The organism is Kumtagia sp. (assembly GCF_059502445.1).
On the sequence record NZ_JCACER010000018.1, the window covers coordinates 52,290 to 67,252 of the forward strand.

The following is a 14,963-nucleotide window of genomic DNA, read 5'->3' on the forward strand; positions in this document are numbered from 1 at the left end:
ATATTTTCTTGGCGGATCTGGTTCTTCACAGTGATTGAACCGTGAGCTGAGCAGGCGGCTTGCAATGAGGGAGATATGCGCATGAAAACGAAGTATCTGGCAAGATTCATTCTTATGACTGGCCTGGCGACCGCGGCCAGCTCCGGCAACGCAAACGCGCTGACCGCCGATGAGGCCAAGTCGATCGCCATGGATGCCTATGTCTACGGATACTCCCTGATCACCACCGAGGTGACGCGGGTGCAGATGACCAATGTCGACAAGATCGAGGAACTGCGCGGCCCGATGGGGCAGTTCATCAACGTCAAGCGCTATCCGCCGGGCGACTATCGCGGCGTCTCCGCGCCGAACGCAGATACGCTCTACTCTGCGGCGTGGCTCGATCTCGGCGACCAGCCCTGGGTCTTGTCCTATCCGGACATGGGCAAGCGCTACTTCCTCTTTCCAATGTACAGTCTGTGGATGCCGGTCATCCACTCCGGCGGCAGCCGCACCAGCGGCGAGAAAGCCCACACCTTCCTGCTGTCCGGTCCCGGCTGGAGCGGCGAGGTTCCCGAAGGGATGACACACGTCGAAGTGCCGACCCGCTACATGCTCATCCTCGGCCGCACCTACGCAGACGGCACCGACGCCGACTACGAGGCCGTGAACGCGTTGCAGGCGCAGTACGACATCCGCCCGCTATCCGCAGTGGGTAAGGCCGACTACGTCTACCAGGCGCCGCCGGTCGATCCCGAGCCGGGGTTTTCGATGGCCGACAAGCCACAGGCGGTGATCCTGGGGTTCGGCACCGAAGGCTATTTCGATCGGATGGCCGATCTCATGTGCAAGACCGCACCGCCGGCGGCGGAAGACGCGCCGATGCTGGCGCGGATGGCGAAGATCGGCCTCGAGCCGTGCAAGGACTTCGACCTCGCAGCACTCGGCCCCGAGATCGCGGCGGCACTCGAGACCTTGCCGCAGGACGCGCTCAGGCATATCGGCGACAACCAGCACGTACTCGGTTCCGAGGTGAACGGCTGGACCATGACCAAGGGGGTCGGCGCCTATGGGACCGACTATATGAAGCGGGCGGTCGTCGCGGCCTTCGGCTGGCCGGCGAACCTGCAGGAGGATGCGGTTTATCCCTACACGCTGCGCGATGCCGACGGCCAGCCGCTCTCCGGCGAGCACAAGTACACGCTGACCTTTGCCAAGGGCGAGGAACCGCCGGTCAGCGGCTTCTGGTCGATTACCATGTACGAGATCGACCAAGGCTGGTGGTTCGTGCCGAACAAGCTGAACAAGTTCACGGTCAGCCCGCGCAACAATCCGGTGCCCAACGAAGACGGCTCGTTGACGCTTTATTTCCAGAACGAGTCGCCGGGCTCGGACAAAGAGGCGAACTGGCTCCCTGCGCCGAAGGGCGCATTCCTACCGATGCTCAGAATGTACTGGCCCAAGGAGACCAGCCCCTCGATCCTCGACGGAAGCTGGATGCCGCCTGTGGTGAAAAGGGTCCAATAGCGCGAGACAGTGTCCAGCTAAAGCGTGCTTCGTCCCGCCGGTCCGAACACGCGCGGGAGAACCTTGTGCAACTTTGAGCGAGGTCCGTCAGGCCGGAGCCGAGACTTGCAAAGTCGGCCGGCGATCCCGAGAAATGCGCGCAATCCTGTCATAGACGCGGATTGCGCGCATTCCGTTTTCCCGATAACCGCAGTCAACCCGAGGCCGGCAACTTCGCGCTCAGCGCCCCGCCACCGGCTTCTTCAGCGTCTTAAGCAGGGCCCGGTGGATCGTCTCGTTGCCGGCGACGATCGAGCGGTTGTCGAACATGCCCTGCTCGCCGTGCCGGTCGGAGACGAAGCCGCCGGCCTCGCGGATCAACAGCATGCCGGCGGCGATGTCCCAGGGCGACAGCGGGTCTTCCCAGAAACCGTCGAGCCGGCCGGCCGCGACATAGGCGAGGTCGAGCGATGCGGAGCCGAGGCGGCGGATGCCGGCCACCTCGCCCATGACGTTGCGCAGCTCGACCAGGTAGTTGCCGTGGTGGCCGAGGCCGAGATGCGGCATGCCGGTGCCGATCACCGTGTCCGACAGTTTCGAGCGCGCCGCGACGCGCAGGCGGCGGTCGTTCATGAAGGCGCCGCCGCCGCGCTCGGCGGTGTAGAGCTCGTCCATGGCCGGATTGTAGATCACGCCGGCGACGACCTGGCCCTGGCGCTCCAGGGCGATCGACACGGCGAAGATCGGCAGGCCGTGCAGGAAATTGGTGGTGCCGTCGAGCGGATCGACGATCCAGCGGTGCTGGTCGTCGTCGCCCGCCACCACGCCGCGCTCCTCCATCAGGAAGCCGTAGCCCGGACGGGCGCGCGACAGCTCGGCAAAGACGATGTCCTCGGCCTTGCGGTCGGCCTGGCTGACGAAATCGGCCGGACCCTTCAGCGACACCTGCAGGTTCTGCACCTCGCCGAAATCGCGCGACAGCGAGCGGCCGGCCTTCATTGCCGCCTGGACCATGACATTGAGGAGTGCGGAGCGCGCCATCGTGACTATCCCGGGCCGTCAGTCGGCGCGGCGCAGATAGGTGATCTCGTTGGTGTCGACGAGGATCCTCTCGCCGGCCTCGATGAAGGGCGGCACCAGCACGCGGACGCCGTTCTCCAGCACGGCGGGCTTGTAGGAGGAGGCGGCCGTCTGGCCCTTCACCACCGGATCGGCCTCGGTGATGGTCAGCACCACCTGGTCGGGCAGGGCGATGCCGATCGGCTTCTCCTCGTAGAGCTCGACGGTGACGGTCATGCCGTCCTGCAGGAAGGCGGCGCGCTCGCCGACGAAATCCTTCTGCAGCTCGAGCTGCTCGTAGCTTTCGGTGTCCATGAACACCAGCGCCTCGCCCTGCTCGTAGAGGAAGGAGAAATCCTTCTGCTCCAGCCGCACGCGCTCGACCGTCTCGGCCGAGCGGAAGCGCTCGTTGAGCTTGGTGCCGTTGATGAGGTTTTTGAGTTCGACCTGGTTGTAGGCGCCGCCCTTGCCGGGTTTGACCGCGTTGGTCTTGACCGCCACCCAGAGGCCGCCATCGTGCTCGATGACGTTGCCGGGACGGATTTCGTTGCCGTTGATCTTGGCCATTTTGTGCTTGTTCCGGAGGAAAGAGTTCGCTGCTGTCGCGATTTTCGGGGCTTCCAAGACCATAAAACGCCGCGGGAGGCAAGAGAGCGGCCGGTTGCGGATGCGCTGCCTGCGGTCAGCGCAGCCGGTTCGACCGCTCCAGCGCCTGCTTGATCTCCTCGTCGGTCAACCCGTCGAAGAAATCCTCCATGATGGGATCGACCAGGCCGGCGCGCCGGGCAAGCAGGTACCAGGACGCGGCGGCGGCCGTGTCCGGCGCGACGCCGAGGCCCTGCATGTAAAGCTTGGCGACGTCGTTCTGGGCCGCGACGTTGCCGCCGCGCGCCGCCCTGAGCAGCCAGGCGAACCCCTCGGCGCGGTTCCGCTCGCCGCCCCGGCCCTCCATCAGCCAGTGGCCGAGGTCGAGCTGGGCGGTGTCGTAGTTCTGGCGCGCGGCCAAGAGCAGCCAGCGGCGCGCCTCCTTGTCGTCGGCCTTCTTGCCGCCCACGCCGTTGGCGGAGATCTGCGACATCGCGTATTGCGCGTCGGCCAGGCCGTCCCGCGCCGCCCGCTCATAATAGGAAACCGCCTTGGCGAGGCCGCGCTCGTCGGGCTCGCGCTTGATCAGCATCTGCGCGAAGTTGAACTGCGCGAACAAATTGCCGGCCTCGGCCGCCGCCTGCATGAGGGCGAAGGCCTGCTTGTCGTCCTTCTTGACGAAGCGCCCGTCGAGCAAAAGCAGCGCGTACTGGAACTGCGCCTCCGGGATGCCCTGCTCGGATGCCAGCTGATACCATTTCGCCGCGCCCGCCTCGTCGCGCGGCCGGCCGAGCCCGCGCGACAGGATTTCGGCGACCAGTGTCTGCGCCGCCGGGTCGCCGTTCTCGGCGCGCACCAGGGCGAGGTTGTAGGCGGTCATGTAGAGCCCGCGCTGGAAGGCGCCAAAGGCCTGGTCGGGCTGGCGCTGGCCGAAGCGCTCGGGATCGACATTGCCGTCGCGCGTCAGCCCGCCCGAGAACCGCTCGGGATCGACCGGGCTGGGCAGCCGGTTGTCGGTCGGATTTTCGGCCGCAAGCACGGGAAGGGCCATGGCGACCGCGGCCGCCGCAGCCAGCGAGAGGAGCCTTGGCGCGCGCATGGTCATGGCGTCAGTTCCCGAACCGCGGCGCGGTCCGGTCGAGGATCGCGTTCGCCTGTTCCACCGCAGCGCGCGGATCGGCGTCCGGCCCGAACACCGCGCTCGACAGCGCAACGAAGTCGGCGCCGGTCGCGGCCACAGCCTCGACCGAAGAGACGTCCGACCCGCCCAGCACGATGCAGGGGATTTCCACCAGCTCCGCCCACCAGGCTCCGAGCGCCAGGTTGCGCCGGTGCGGCTCCGGCTTGGTGTCGAAGCCGAAGCGGCCGAAGAACATGTAGTCGGGCTGCGTCTCGCCGAGCTCCAGCGCGTCGTCGCGGGTGGTGGCGCCGCCCGTCCCGACGATCATCCTGCCCTGCCAGCGCTCCACCGCCTGGCGCAGCTCGTCCTTGGCCATCTCCAGATGGATACCGTCGGCCCCGACCCTGCCGGCGATGCGCGTGTCGCCGGCAACGATCGCGGCGATGCCGGCTTCCTGGGCGATGCGCACGATCGGCGCGGCGAAATCCTGGAAGGCGGCCTCGCCGGCGCGGGCCGGCAGGATCAGCGAGGCGACGTCGCCGCCGGCGGCGGCTTCGAGCAGGCGCGGGCCGAAGCTCTCGGCGTCTTCGCCGGACGGCGCGATCAGCACGAGGCGGCAGCGGTTGGGGGGCGTTCTGTCGGTCATGTCGGTGCGGCGGAACGCCTTTGGTTCGAGCTATACGGAGGCGCGCAGCCATGCCGCGCGATCATGTTTGCATTTTGACATAGACGAGGCTGCCCGCTTTGAACAGGCTGGCCTACGCGGCATGCAACGCCCGGTCGACGGCCTCGCGCTCCCGCTGGATAACGATCAGATAGGCCCGGGCCGCGCTGTCGGGTGACGACCGCCCCTGCTCCCAATCGCGCAACCGCGCGAGCCCGAAGCCATACTGCGCGGAAAATTGCTCCTGGCTTAATCCTAGACCCTTGCGGATGCTCCGTACGTCGATCGTTTCCGGAACATGGAGTGCGCCGCGATCTTGATCGCCCTGGGCGAATGCGATGGCGTCCTCCAGGCCCGCCTTGATCTTTTCGAACGCGTGTTTTGTCATTGGCTCACCTTCCATAGTGTTCGAACAGTATCTTGGTCAGCTTCGCCAAGTTGTTGCGCTCGGCTTTGGTCAGGTTGTCCTTTTCGCCCTTGCCAAACACCGTGATCAGAAACACGGGAAAGTGGACGCTGCCGAAGGCGAAGATGATCCGGTATCCGCCGCTCTTTCCTTTGCTGCGGCCGGCGAGCCGGACTTTCCGGCAACCACCGGTGCCCTGCATGATGTCGCCGCTGTGCGGATCCCACGCAACCAGATCGATCGCTGCGGCTCGCTCGGCATCCGTCATGCCGGCCGCCTTGGCGGTCGCGAGATAAGCATTGGTTTCGATGACCGTCTGCATGACCCATGCTACGGAATTTCCGGAGTTCGTCAAGTTGGCACATACAATACTTCCGGCCCGCGCCTTTCATGCCAGGTCTATGCAAAGCGGGGCAGGCCGGGTTATGCAGCGGCGAAAGGCCCTCCCTGCATGACCGCTCTCCTCACCGATCCGTGGTTCTACGCCGCCGCCGTGCCGGCGGTCATCCTGGTCGGCCTGTCCAAGGGCGGCCTGGGCGGTGCTTTCGGCTTCGCCGGCGTGCCGCTGATGGCGCTGGCGATGTCGCCGGTGCAGGCGGCGGCGATTCTGCTGCCCATCCTGATCCTCATGGACCTGGTATCGTTGTGGAGCTGGCGCGGCGTCTTCGACCGCGACCTGCTGCGCTCGATGATGCCCGGCGCGCTGGTCGGTATCGGCGCCGGCTGGCTCACCGCCTCGCTGGTCACCGCTGACATGGTCCGCCTTATCGTCGGCGCCGTCGCTTTCGTCTTCGTGCTGCGCTGGATCTATCAGCAGATCCGCCATGGCGGCGGCCATGCGGCGTCGCGCAACCCTGTGCTCGCGGCCTTCTGGGGTACGGTCGCCGGCTTCACCAGCTTCGTCGCGCATGTCGGCGGCCCGCCCTTCCAGGTCTATGCGCTGCCGCTCCGGCTCGACCCGAAGGTGCTGACCGGCACAGCCGTCATCTTCTTCGCCATCACCAACGCCATCAAGCTCGTTCCCTATTTCGCGCTCGGCCAGTTCGACGCGACCAATCTCGCCGCTTCCGCAGCGCTGATGCCGATCGCGCCGCTGGCCACGCTGGCCGGCGCATGGCTGGTGCGGCGGATGCGGCCGGAGGTCTTCTATCCGTTCACCTACGCCACCGTGGCGCTGATCGCGGTGAAGCTGCTGTGGGACGGCGTCGCGCAATTGTTTTGAGCTGAAACATTTCGTGATGGGAAATTGGCGGGAATTCGGCCGCGACGCATGCTGCCGCCACACGGTCGTCACATGACGCACCCGCAATGTCGCACCGGGCGGGCGGCAAGGAACTTTGTTCGCGTTTGGAACTTTACGCCGCGATGACGACCAACACAGCCTCCACGCGGGATACCCGCATCGACGTATTCCGCGCGCTGGCGCTGCTGACGATCTTCGTCAACCACGTCCCGGGCACGGTCTTCGAGCACCTCACGCACAAGAATTTCGGCTTCTCCGATTCGGCGGAGGCCTTCGTGCTGATCTCGGGCATCGCCGTAGGCCTCGCCTATGGCCTGAAGTTCGAGCCGGGCAGCCGGCTTTTGATGACGCTCAAGGCATGGCGGCGTGCCTGCGTGCTCTATGTCGCCCACATCGTCACCACGGTGGCGACGCTGGCCATGTTCTCGGCCGCGGCGCTGTGGTTCGCGCGCCCCAAGCTGCTGGAGATGATCAACATCACGGCGCTGGTGGAGGATACGCCGCGCGCGCTCGTCGGCCTCGCCACGCTTGGCCATCAGGTCGGCTACAACAATATCCTGTCGATGTATGCCGCGGTGCTCGTCATGCTGCCGCTGTTCCTGCTGCTCAGCCGCGTCAGCCTGGTGCTGATGGTCACCGTCTCCGGCCTCGTCTGGTTCGCCGCCGGCTACTGGCAGATCGCGCCCTCCAACTATCCGACCGACGGCTTCTGGTTCCTCAACCCGCTGTCCTGGCAGTTCCTGTTCGTGATCGGCATGGCCTGCATGCTGCATGTGAAGCGCGGCGGCGCGATCTGCTACAGCCGCCCGCTGGCGGCGATGTCGCTGGGCTTCATCGTCCTGGCCTTCGTCTGGGTGCGCGGGTCGTTCTGGGGGCTGGAGGCGTCCATCGACCTGCCGCCGGTGCTTTCCGGCTTCGACAAGACCTTCCTGTCGCTGCCGCGGCTGCTGCACGTGCTGGCGCTGGCCTATCTGATCGTCGCGATCCCGTCGCTCTCCAACCTGGCGCGCACCGGCGCCAACAGCCCGCTGGCGGTGCTCGGCAGGCATTCGCTGCCGGTCTTCATCGCCGGCACGATGCTGGCCATGGCCGGACAGGTGCTGAAGGTCGTCTATGGCGGCGGCGTGCTGTTCGACACCGCCCTGATCGGCGCCGGCATCGCGCTGCAGTTCACGCTGGCGTACTGGCTGGAATGGCTGCCGACGATCGGCTGGGGCGGCAAGCGACCGGCGCCGCGACCGGCCGCGCCGCCGACGCCATACGAGGGGCGCGGGCTGCGGCCCGCCTGACGGCGGGCGGCCCTCCTTTCCTCGTCCACTTTCCCTCCGTACGAGGAACGGAATTTCTTCCCCGCCGCCGCGGCGCGCTCTAGGATCGGCGCAAACACCAGCCGTTCCGGGGAGCGAATCTTGCCCAGCATCTACGAGGTCGGCCTCGACCGCAGCGCCGCCAACCACCAGCCGCTGACGCCGCTGACGCTGCTGGAAAGGGCAGCCAAGACCTTTCCGGATCAACCGGCGATCGTCCATGGCGGCCTGCGCCTCTCCTACCGCGATTTCTGGCGGCGCTCGCTGCAACTCGCCTCGGCGCTGGCGGCGAAGGGCATCGGCAAGGGCGACACCGTCACCGTCATGCTCTCCAACACGCCGGCGATGCTGGAGGCGCATTTCGGCGTGCCGATGGTGAAGGCGGTGCTGCATTCGCTCAACACGCGGCTCGACGCGGCGGTGGTCGCCTTCCAGCTCGACCATGCCGAAGCGAAGGTGGTGATCGTCGACCGCGAATTCTCCGCCGTCATGCGCGAGGCGCTGGCGCTCGCCGCGGTGAAGCCGCTGGTGATCGACTACGACGATCCCGACTATCCAGCCGACGCGCCTTATCCGAAGGGCGAGCGGATCGGATCGCTCGACTACGAGGCGTTCGTGCAGTCCGGCGATCCGGACTTCGCCTGGTCGATGCCGGACGACGAATGGGACGCCATCGCGCTCAACTACACCTCAGGCACCACCGGCAACCCGAAGGGCGTCGTCTATCACCATCGCGGCGCGGCGCTGATGGCCACCACCAACACCATCCATGCTGGCATGGGCAGGCATCCCGTCTATCTGTGGACGCTGCCGATGTTCCACTGCAACGGCTGGTGCTTCCCGTGGACGCTCGCCCTGCAGGCCGGCACCCATGTCTGCCTACGCTGGGTGCGCGCCAGGTCGATGTACGACGCCATCGCCGACCACGGCGTCACCCATCTGTGCGGCGCGCCGATCGTCATGTCGATGCTGATCAATGCATCCGAAGAGGATAGGCGCGACTTCCCGCAGACGGTGACCTTCAACACCGCCGCCGCGCCACCCCCCGAGGCCGTGCTGGCCGGCATGGCCGAGGCCGGCTTCGCCGTCACGCATCTCTACGGCCTGACCGAGACCTACGGCCCGGCCGTGGTCAACGAATGGCACGGCGAATGGGACAGCCTCGACGCGGGTGCGCGCACGGCCAAGAAGGCGCGGCAGGGCGTGCGCTACGCCTCGCTGGAGGGGCTGACGGTGATGGATCCGGCGACCATGCGCGAGACGCCCGCCGACGGCCAGACCATCGGCGAGGTGATGTTCCGCGGCAACATCGTCATGAAGGGCTACCTGAAGAACAGGAAGGCGACGGACGAAGCCTTCGCCGGCGGCTGGTTCCACTCCGGCGACCTCGGCGTCAAGCATCCGGACGGCTACATCCAGCTCAAGGACCGCTCGAAGGACATCATCATCTCGGGCGGCGAGAACATCTCGTCGATCGAAGTGGAGGACGCGCTCTACAGGCACCCGGCGGTGGCGTCCTGCGGCGTGGTCGCGCGCGCCGACGACAAATGGGGCGAGGTGCCGGTCGCCTATGTCGAGCTCAAGCCCGGCAGGACGGCGACCGAGGCCGAGATCATCGAGCACTGCCGCAAGCTGCTGGCGCGCTTCAAGGTGCCGAAGGCGGTGGTCTTCGTCGAGATCCCCAAGACCTCGACCGGCAAGATCCAGAAGTTCCGGCTGCGCGAGATGGCGAAGGCGGGGTGAGCGGACGAGGGCTACCTGCCTCGGTTTCGCCGGTGTAACCGTCCGTATCCTTTTTCGAGCCCAGCCGACACGGCTCGGAAACAGGCGGGGTGTCTAACAGCCGCGGGCGATGGGGTGACCGGCAGGGCCGCGTCCCCATCGATCGCGGAACTGAAAGGACACTCTATGCAAGGCGTTGCACGGAACTTCTTCACGCTGGCCATCCTCTATGCGCTCTGCGGCATGGCGCTCGGCCTGCATATGTCGATCACCCACGACCACGCGCAGATGCCGGTCCACGCGCATGCGATGGTGGCCGGGTGGCTGATGTCGGCGGTGTTCGCCTTCTTCTACCATCTTGTGCCGGCGGCCCGCCTGTCCTGGCTGGCGCAGGTGCATTTCTGGGTCTCGGCGGTTAGCGGCGTCATGCTGATGGTCGGGCTGTACTTCCTGCTTGCCGGCAACGCCGCGGTCGAGCCGATCGTCGCCGTCGGCTCGATGGCGTTTTATGCCGGTATGCTGCTGTTCGCCTTCATCGCCTTCTCGACGATGCACAAGCCGGCGGTTTCCGGCTCGGATGTGTATCTGGATGGCACAGACGTAGGCCGGCCGGTAAAAAATTCTCCGACGCGTTAAGCGTCCATTAAGCTTTACAGCCGTTTATTGGGGGCATCCAGTTATCTGGATTCTTACCGAGTGGTTGGAGCCACTTCGTTTGACGCCTCCCTGTTAAACTCTCGAGAGCCGCTTTCCGCGGCTCTTTTTTTTTGTGCCGGACCGGCCCGTTAACCCTTTGTTAAACATGCTCTTGCCTTCGCCTCCGCAGCGGCGCATCTTCCATGCTCGAGAGGAATCGGCAAGAAGGCGACCGCAGAGGGCGGCTGACGCCCGGCACGGGCCTCCATCGGGCCGGAGAATGACGACGGGCACAGCCTTCATGGAAAGCAGACAACCGATCAAGCTCGCCGAACGGCGCGTCTTCTCCGATTCTTTCAAGCCGCTCTACAACGAAGGCATGAGCCTGGTGGAGCGCGCCGCCGAATATCTGGACGGGCCGGGCCGCAGCGAGGCGCGCAAGCTGTCGCGCATGGCCGCCACGCTCTACGCCGCCGAATCGATGCGCCTCACCACCCGGCTGATGCAGATAGCCTCCTGGCTGCTCCTGCAGCGCGCCGCCAATTCCGGCGAGATGACGCGCGACCAGGTGGCGGCCGAAAAATGCAAGGTGCGGCTCGACACGGCGTCGGCGCCGGACCACGCGACTGGCTGGAACGAGCTGCCGGAGGCGTTCCTGTCGCTGGTCCAGCGCTCGCTCAGCCTGCAGAACCTGGTGCGCCGCATGGACGAGGAGATCTACGGGCGCACACCCGACGGCCCCGGCGAGCCGCTGGCGCGCCGCAGCAATCCGGTTTCCGACCAGATCAGCCTACTCAACACCGCCTTCGCGCGCGGCTGAGGCGGGCAGCCGAGGCCGACGCTCCGGGCGTCCTGCATCCACTGTTTTCGTTTCGTTCACATTTTCCTGACAGGCATGCGGCGAAAAGGATAGGTTTCGTCCATGCAGGAAACGATTCGCATCATCGGCATCGACCCTGGCCTGCGGCGCACCGGCTGGGGCCTGGTCGAGGCGCGGGGCAATGCGTTGCGTTTCGTCGCCTCGGGCACGGTGCGTTCCGACGACAAGGCATCGCTGGCCGAGCGGCTGTGCCAGCTGCATGACGGGCTCTGCGTGGTGCTCGACACCCACGCGCCCCAGGAAGCGGCGGTGGAAGCGACCTTCGTCAACAAGGACGCCACCGCCACGCTGAAGCTCGGCCAGGCACGCGGCATCGCCATGCTGGTGCCGGCGCGCGCCGGGCTGGCCGTTGCCGAATACGCGCCCAACGCGGTGAAGAAGGCGGTGATCGGCGTCGGCCACGGCGACAAGAAGCAGATCCACATGATGGTGAAGGTGCTGCTGCCGAAGGCGACCTTCGTCGGCGACGACGCCGCCGACGCGCTGGCCATCGCCATCTGCCATGCGCATCACCGGCAAGGGCTGGGCGCGCGGCTGGCGGCGCTGGCGGGAGAATCTTGTTCTTGACTTGTTCTCACGGTTGGAATATTCCTTACTGGTAAGAAGGAATGCTCCATGCGTGTGACCAGCAAGGGCCAGGTGACGATCCCGCGGGACTTGCGCGAGACCTTCGGCATCGACGCCAACAGTGAGGTCGTGTTCGGCATCGAAGGCGGCAAGATCACCATCGTGCCCAAGAACGATCCCCGGCGGCAAAGCGACCGTGAGCGGCTCGCCAGCTTTCTGGCGGCGCTCGACCGGCTGGAAGGAAGCGGCGACCAGACGCTGAGCGCCGAGGACGTCATGGCCCTGACGCGGGACCGCTGAGCGTGGCAACACTGGTCGATACCAATGTTCTCATTGACATCGCCGTTCGTGATCCGCTCTGGCTGCGATGGTCGCGGCCGCAGATCGAGCAGGCGCGAAAGCGCGGCAGCGTGGTGATCAATCAGATCATCTATGCTGAATTCGCCATGCGCTACGCGACAATCGCGGAGATTGACAGCGTGCTTCCGGAGGATGAATTCCGGCGCGAAGGTCTTCCGTTCGAGGCAGCCTTCGCCGCGTCCAAGGCCTTTGCGCTCTATCGGCGGCAGGGCGGCGCGCGCGAAAGGGTGTTGCCCGATTTTCTGATCGGTGCGCACGCGGCCGTTCGCGGCTATCCCATCCTGACCCGCGACCCGGCAGGCTTCAGGAACTATTTTCCCGGCGTCGAGCTGATCACGCCCGGCATGTGAGGACCCTTCCATGATCGGCAAGCTCAAGGGCGTCGTCGACGAGATCGGCGAGGATCATTGCACGGTCGACGTGCATGGCGTCGGCTATGTCGCGCATTGCTCGGCGCGCACGCTGGCGACGCTGCCCGACGCCGGCGAAGCGGTGACGCTGTTCATCGAGACCTATGTGCGCGAGGACATGATCCGTCTCTACGGTTTTCGCACCGCTCTGGAGCGGGAATGGTTCCGCCTACTGATGGGCAATGTGCAGGGCGTCGGCGCCAAGGTGGCGCTGTCCGTGCTGTCGACGCTGGAGCCGGCCGACCTCGCCAACGCCATCGCGCTGCGCGACATCGCCATGGTGTCGCGGGCGCCGGGCGTCGGCAAGAAGGTGGCCGAGCGCATCGTCACCGAGCTCCGAACCAAGGCGCCGGCTTTCGCCGGATCGGCATCGGGGACGATCGGGCTGAAGCAGGAACTCGGCGAGGGCGTCGCCCCGGCACCGGTGGCCGACGCCGTCTCGGCGCTGACCAATCTCGGCTATTCGCGCGACACGGCTGCAAATGCGGTGGCGGCGGCGCTGAAGGCGGCTGGCGAAGGCGCGGATTCGGCGAAGCTGATCCGGCTGGGGCTGAGGGAGCTGGCGCGGTAACTTGCGAGCTGGCCCCATCCTTACTATGCTCGCCGAGTAAGAATTTGGAAGCAAGTCAATGAGCTATTCCGCCAAGATTACCACAAAAGGGCAGACGACAATCCCGCTGGAAGTGCGGGAGCACTTCGGGCTGCAGTCCGGCGATCGCGTCGAGTTCGTCATCGTGGAGGGTGGCGCCATGATGATCCCCAAGAACAAATCGGTTGCCGATCTCTTCGGAATTCTCGGCAGACCGCCGGCCGGCGCGGGCGCAACGCTCAAAGACTTCGACGAAGCGATCGGTCGATATGTCGCAGAGGACGACGAGAGGATCTCGCGTGAATGGCGAGAGCGCCACAGATGATCGGGGTGGATACGAATGTCCTGCTTCGTTTCGTGGTCATAGAAGACATCGGCGAATCGGAACGAGCTGCTGCGTTTTTCGGTGCACGCCACGCCGACGACCCCGCCTTCGTCAGCATCGTCGTTCTCGTCGAGTTCATCTGGGTGCTTCGGAGCCGCTATCGATTCTCACAGGATCGCGTCGTGTTCGTGATCGAGAGCTTGATGTCGTCTCCAGCTTTCGTGTTCGAGGAGCAGCACCATCTCTCGACGCTGTTGCGCGGCTCGAAGGTCAAGGCGGGAGACCTGGCCGATCATTTGATCGCGCTTCCGCCGCGCGGGCAGGCTGCTCCCGCACAGTGACGTTCGATGCCGCCGCCGCGTCGGCCATCCCGTTGATGGAATTGCTGGCATAGGGTGGAAGTTGATGGGATTGAAGGTGACCACGCTGGCGAGGATCGGCCTGAAAGAGGGTTTCAAGTGGTCAAGGGAGAGGTGGGGATCGCTCCCTTCTAGGAGCGACAGGTCGTGAACCAACCTGCCCGCCTCATCTCCTCCGAAAAACGCGGCGAGGACGCCGATGCCACGCTGCGGCCGCAGACGCTCGACGAGTTCGTCGGCCAGGCGGATGCGCGCGCCAATCTGAAGGTGTTCATCGAGGCGGCGAAGGCGCGCGGCGAGGCGCTCGACCATGTGCTGTTCGTCGGCCCGCCCGGCCTCGGCAAGACCACGCTGGCGCAGATCATGGCGCGCGAGCTCGGCGTCAACTTCCGCTCGACCTCCGGCCCGGTGATCGCCAAGGCCGGCGACCTCGCGGCGCTGCTCACCAATCTGGAAGAGCGCGACGTGCTGTTCATCGACGAGATCCACCGCCTCAACCCGGCGGTGGAGGAGATTCTTTATCCGGCCATGGAGGATTTCCAGCTCGACCTGATCATCGGCGAAGGACCGGCGGCGCGCTCGGTCAAGATCGAGCTGGCGAAGTTCACGCTGGTCGCCGCCACGACGCGGCTCGGCCTGCTCACCAATCCGCTGCGCGACCGCTTCGGCATCCCTGTCCGGCTCAACTTCTACACGGTCGAGGAGCTGGAGCAGATCGTGCGGCGCGGCGCCCGCATCCTGCAGCTGCCGATGGCCGACGACGGCGCGTCGGAGATCGCCCGGCGCGCCCGCGGCACGCCGCGCATCGCCGGCCGGCTCTTGCGGCGCGTGCGCGACTTCGCCAGCGTCGACGGCGCCGAGCGCGTCTCGCGCAAGGTAGCGGACGAGGCGTTGCGCCGGCTCGACGTCGACGCGCTCGGCCTCGACCAGCTCGACCGCCGCTACCTGACGATGATCGCGCAGAATTTCGGCGGCGGGCCGGTCGGGGTCGAGACCATTTCCGCCGGCCTGTCCGAGCCGCGCGACGCCATCGAGGACATCATCGAACCCTACCTGATCCAGCAGGGTTTCATCCAACGCACCCCGCGCGGCCGCCTGCTGACGGCCAATGCCTGGAAACATCTCGGGCTGGAGGCGCCGCGCAACCTGGCAGCGACCCAGGCGAGCCTTTTCGAGGATGACGCCTGAGGTCTTGCTGACCGGCGACGTCGACGTCGTTTTCCTGCACCAAATCTCCTGAAATCGG

The 14,963-nt window shown here is 66.0% G+C and carries 19 protein-coding genes; 13 read left to right on the top strand and 6 right to left on the bottom strand.

Features of this window, described 5'->3' with window-relative positions; genetic code table 11:
• The first annotated feature begins 81 nt into the window (after positions 1-81).
• The gene (locus AC5JDC_RS07440) at positions 82-1,506 is read left to right on the top strand and encodes a DUF1254 domain-containing protein (RefSeq protein WP_495840488.1); all 1,425 of its coding nucleotides are present in this window, start codon (positions 82-84) and stop codon (positions 1,504-1,506) included.
• 219 nt (positions 1,507-1,725) lie between these two features.
• Here AC5JDC_RS07440 and AC5JDC_RS07445 read toward each other — a convergent pair whose 3' ends face one another.
• The 6 genes from AC5JDC_RS07445 to AC5JDC_RS07470 all read right to left on the bottom strand — a co-directional run bounded on the left by AC5JDC_RS07445 (position 1,726) and on the right by AC5JDC_RS07470 (position 5,641).
• Positions 1,726-2,526, bottom strand: coding sequence for an inositol monophosphatase family protein (locus AC5JDC_RS07445; RefSeq protein WP_106773707.1), 801 nt, complete (start codon positions 2,524-2,526; stop codon positions 1,726-1,728).
• An 18-nt stretch (positions 2,527-2,544) separates the two neighbouring features.
• A complete protein-coding gene (gene efp, locus AC5JDC_RS07450; protein WP_106773708.1) occupies positions 2,545-3,111 on the bottom strand; it encodes an elongation factor P in 567 nt (188 codons plus the stop codon).
• Positions 3,112-3,226: 115 nt separating this feature from the next.
• On the bottom strand, positions 3,227-4,234 hold the full coding sequence (locus AC5JDC_RS07455; RefSeq protein WP_495840490.1) for a tetratricopeptide repeat protein: 1,008 nt from the start codon (positions 4,232-4,234) through the stop codon (positions 3,227-3,229).
• A 4-nt stretch (positions 4,235-4,238) separates the two neighbouring features.
• A complete protein-coding gene (locus AC5JDC_RS07460) occupies positions 4,239-4,895 on the bottom strand; it encodes a thiamine phosphate synthase (RefSeq protein ID WP_106773710.1) in 657 nt (218 codons plus the stop codon).
• A gap of 112 nt (positions 4,896-5,007) precedes the next feature.
• Positions 5,008-5,301, bottom strand: coding sequence for a helix-turn-helix domain-containing protein (locus AC5JDC_RS07465; RefSeq protein ID WP_106773711.1), 294 nt, complete (start codon positions 5,299-5,301; stop codon positions 5,008-5,010).
• 4 nt (positions 5,302-5,305) lie between these two features.
• A complete protein-coding gene (locus AC5JDC_RS07470; protein WP_495840493.1) occupies positions 5,306-5,641 on the bottom strand; it encodes a type II toxin-antitoxin system RelE/ParE family toxin in 336 nt (111 codons plus the stop codon).
• 129 nt (positions 5,642-5,770) lie between these two features.
• On the opposite strand from AC5JDC_RS07470, the gene AC5JDC_RS07475 reads away from it, so the two are divergent.
• The 12 genes from AC5JDC_RS07475 to ruvB all read left to right on the top strand — a co-directional run bounded on the left by AC5JDC_RS07475 (position 5,771) and on the right by ruvB (position 14,905).
• On the top strand, positions 5,771-6,541 hold the full coding sequence (locus tag AC5JDC_RS07475; protein ID WP_495840495.1) for a sulfite exporter TauE/SafE family protein: 771 nt from the start codon (positions 5,771-5,773) through the stop codon (positions 6,539-6,541).
• A gap of 143 nt (positions 6,542-6,684) precedes the next feature.
• Positions 6,685-7,851 carry an OpgC family protein gene (locus AC5JDC_RS07480; protein WP_495840497.1) on the top strand — a complete coding sequence of 389 codons (1,167 nt, stop codon included), beginning with the start codon at positions 6,685-6,687 and terminating at the stop codon, positions 7,849-7,851.
• Between the two features lie 120 nt (positions 7,852-7,971).
• Positions 7,972-9,612: an acyl-CoA synthetase gene (locus AC5JDC_RS07485; protein ID WP_495840498.1), complete on the top strand. Its 1,641-nt coding sequence runs from the start codon at positions 7,972-7,974 to the stop codon at positions 9,610-9,612.
• Between the two features lie 165 nt (positions 9,613-9,777).
• Positions 9,778-10,227 carry a hypothetical protein gene (locus tag AC5JDC_RS07490; protein WP_245428493.1) on the top strand — a complete coding sequence of 150 codons (450 nt, stop codon included), beginning with the start codon at positions 9,778-9,780 and terminating at the stop codon, positions 10,225-10,227.
• Between the two features lie 301 nt (positions 10,228-10,528).
• Positions 10,529-11,047: a protease adaptor protein RcdA gene (rcdA, locus tag AC5JDC_RS07495; protein ID WP_106773716.1), complete on the top strand. Its 519-nt coding sequence runs from the start codon at positions 10,529-10,531 to the stop codon at positions 11,045-11,047.
• 102 nt (positions 11,048-11,149) lie between these two features.
• Positions 11,150-11,674 (top strand): crossover junction endodeoxyribonuclease RuvC, encoded by a 525-nt coding sequence (ruvC, locus tag AC5JDC_RS07500; RefSeq protein ID WP_495840501.1) that lies wholly within the window; start codon positions 11,150-11,152, stop codon positions 11,672-11,674.
• Between the two features lie 48 nt (positions 11,675-11,722).
• A complete protein-coding gene (locus AC5JDC_RS07505) occupies positions 11,723-11,974 on the top strand; it encodes an AbrB/MazE/SpoVT family DNA-binding domain-containing protein (RefSeq protein ID WP_495840503.1) in 252 nt (83 codons plus the stop codon).
• 2 nt (positions 11,975-11,976) lie between these two features.
• Positions 11,977-12,384, top strand: coding sequence for a type II toxin-antitoxin system VapC family toxin (locus tag AC5JDC_RS07510; RefSeq protein ID WP_495840505.1), 408 nt, complete (start codon positions 11,977-11,979; stop codon positions 12,382-12,384).
• A gap of 10 nt (positions 12,385-12,394) precedes the next feature.
• Complete coding sequence (gene ruvA / locus AC5JDC_RS07515) at positions 12,395-13,015, top strand: Holliday junction branch migration protein RuvA (RefSeq protein WP_495840507.1); 621 nt, start codon at positions 12,395-12,397, stop codon at positions 13,013-13,015.
• A gap of 58 nt (positions 13,016-13,073) precedes the next feature.
• Entirely contained in the window at positions 13,074-13,358 is a 285-nt protein-coding gene (locus tag AC5JDC_RS07520) for an AbrB/MazE/SpoVT family DNA-binding domain-containing protein (RefSeq protein WP_495840509.1), read from the top strand.
• On the top strand, positions 13,355-13,699 hold the full coding sequence (locus tag AC5JDC_RS07525; protein WP_495840511.1) for a type II toxin-antitoxin system VapC family toxin: 345 nt from the start codon (positions 13,355-13,357) through the stop codon (positions 13,697-13,699). Before AC5JDC_RS07520 ends, AC5JDC_RS07525 begins: the two co-directional genes overlap by 4 nt.
• 165 nt (positions 13,700-13,864) lie before the next feature.
• Entirely contained in the window at positions 13,865-14,905 is a 1,041-nt protein-coding gene (gene ruvB / locus AC5JDC_RS07530) for a Holliday junction branch migration DNA helicase RuvB (protein ID WP_495840513.1), read from the top strand.
• The last annotated feature ends 58 nt before the right edge of the window (positions 14,906-14,963 follow it).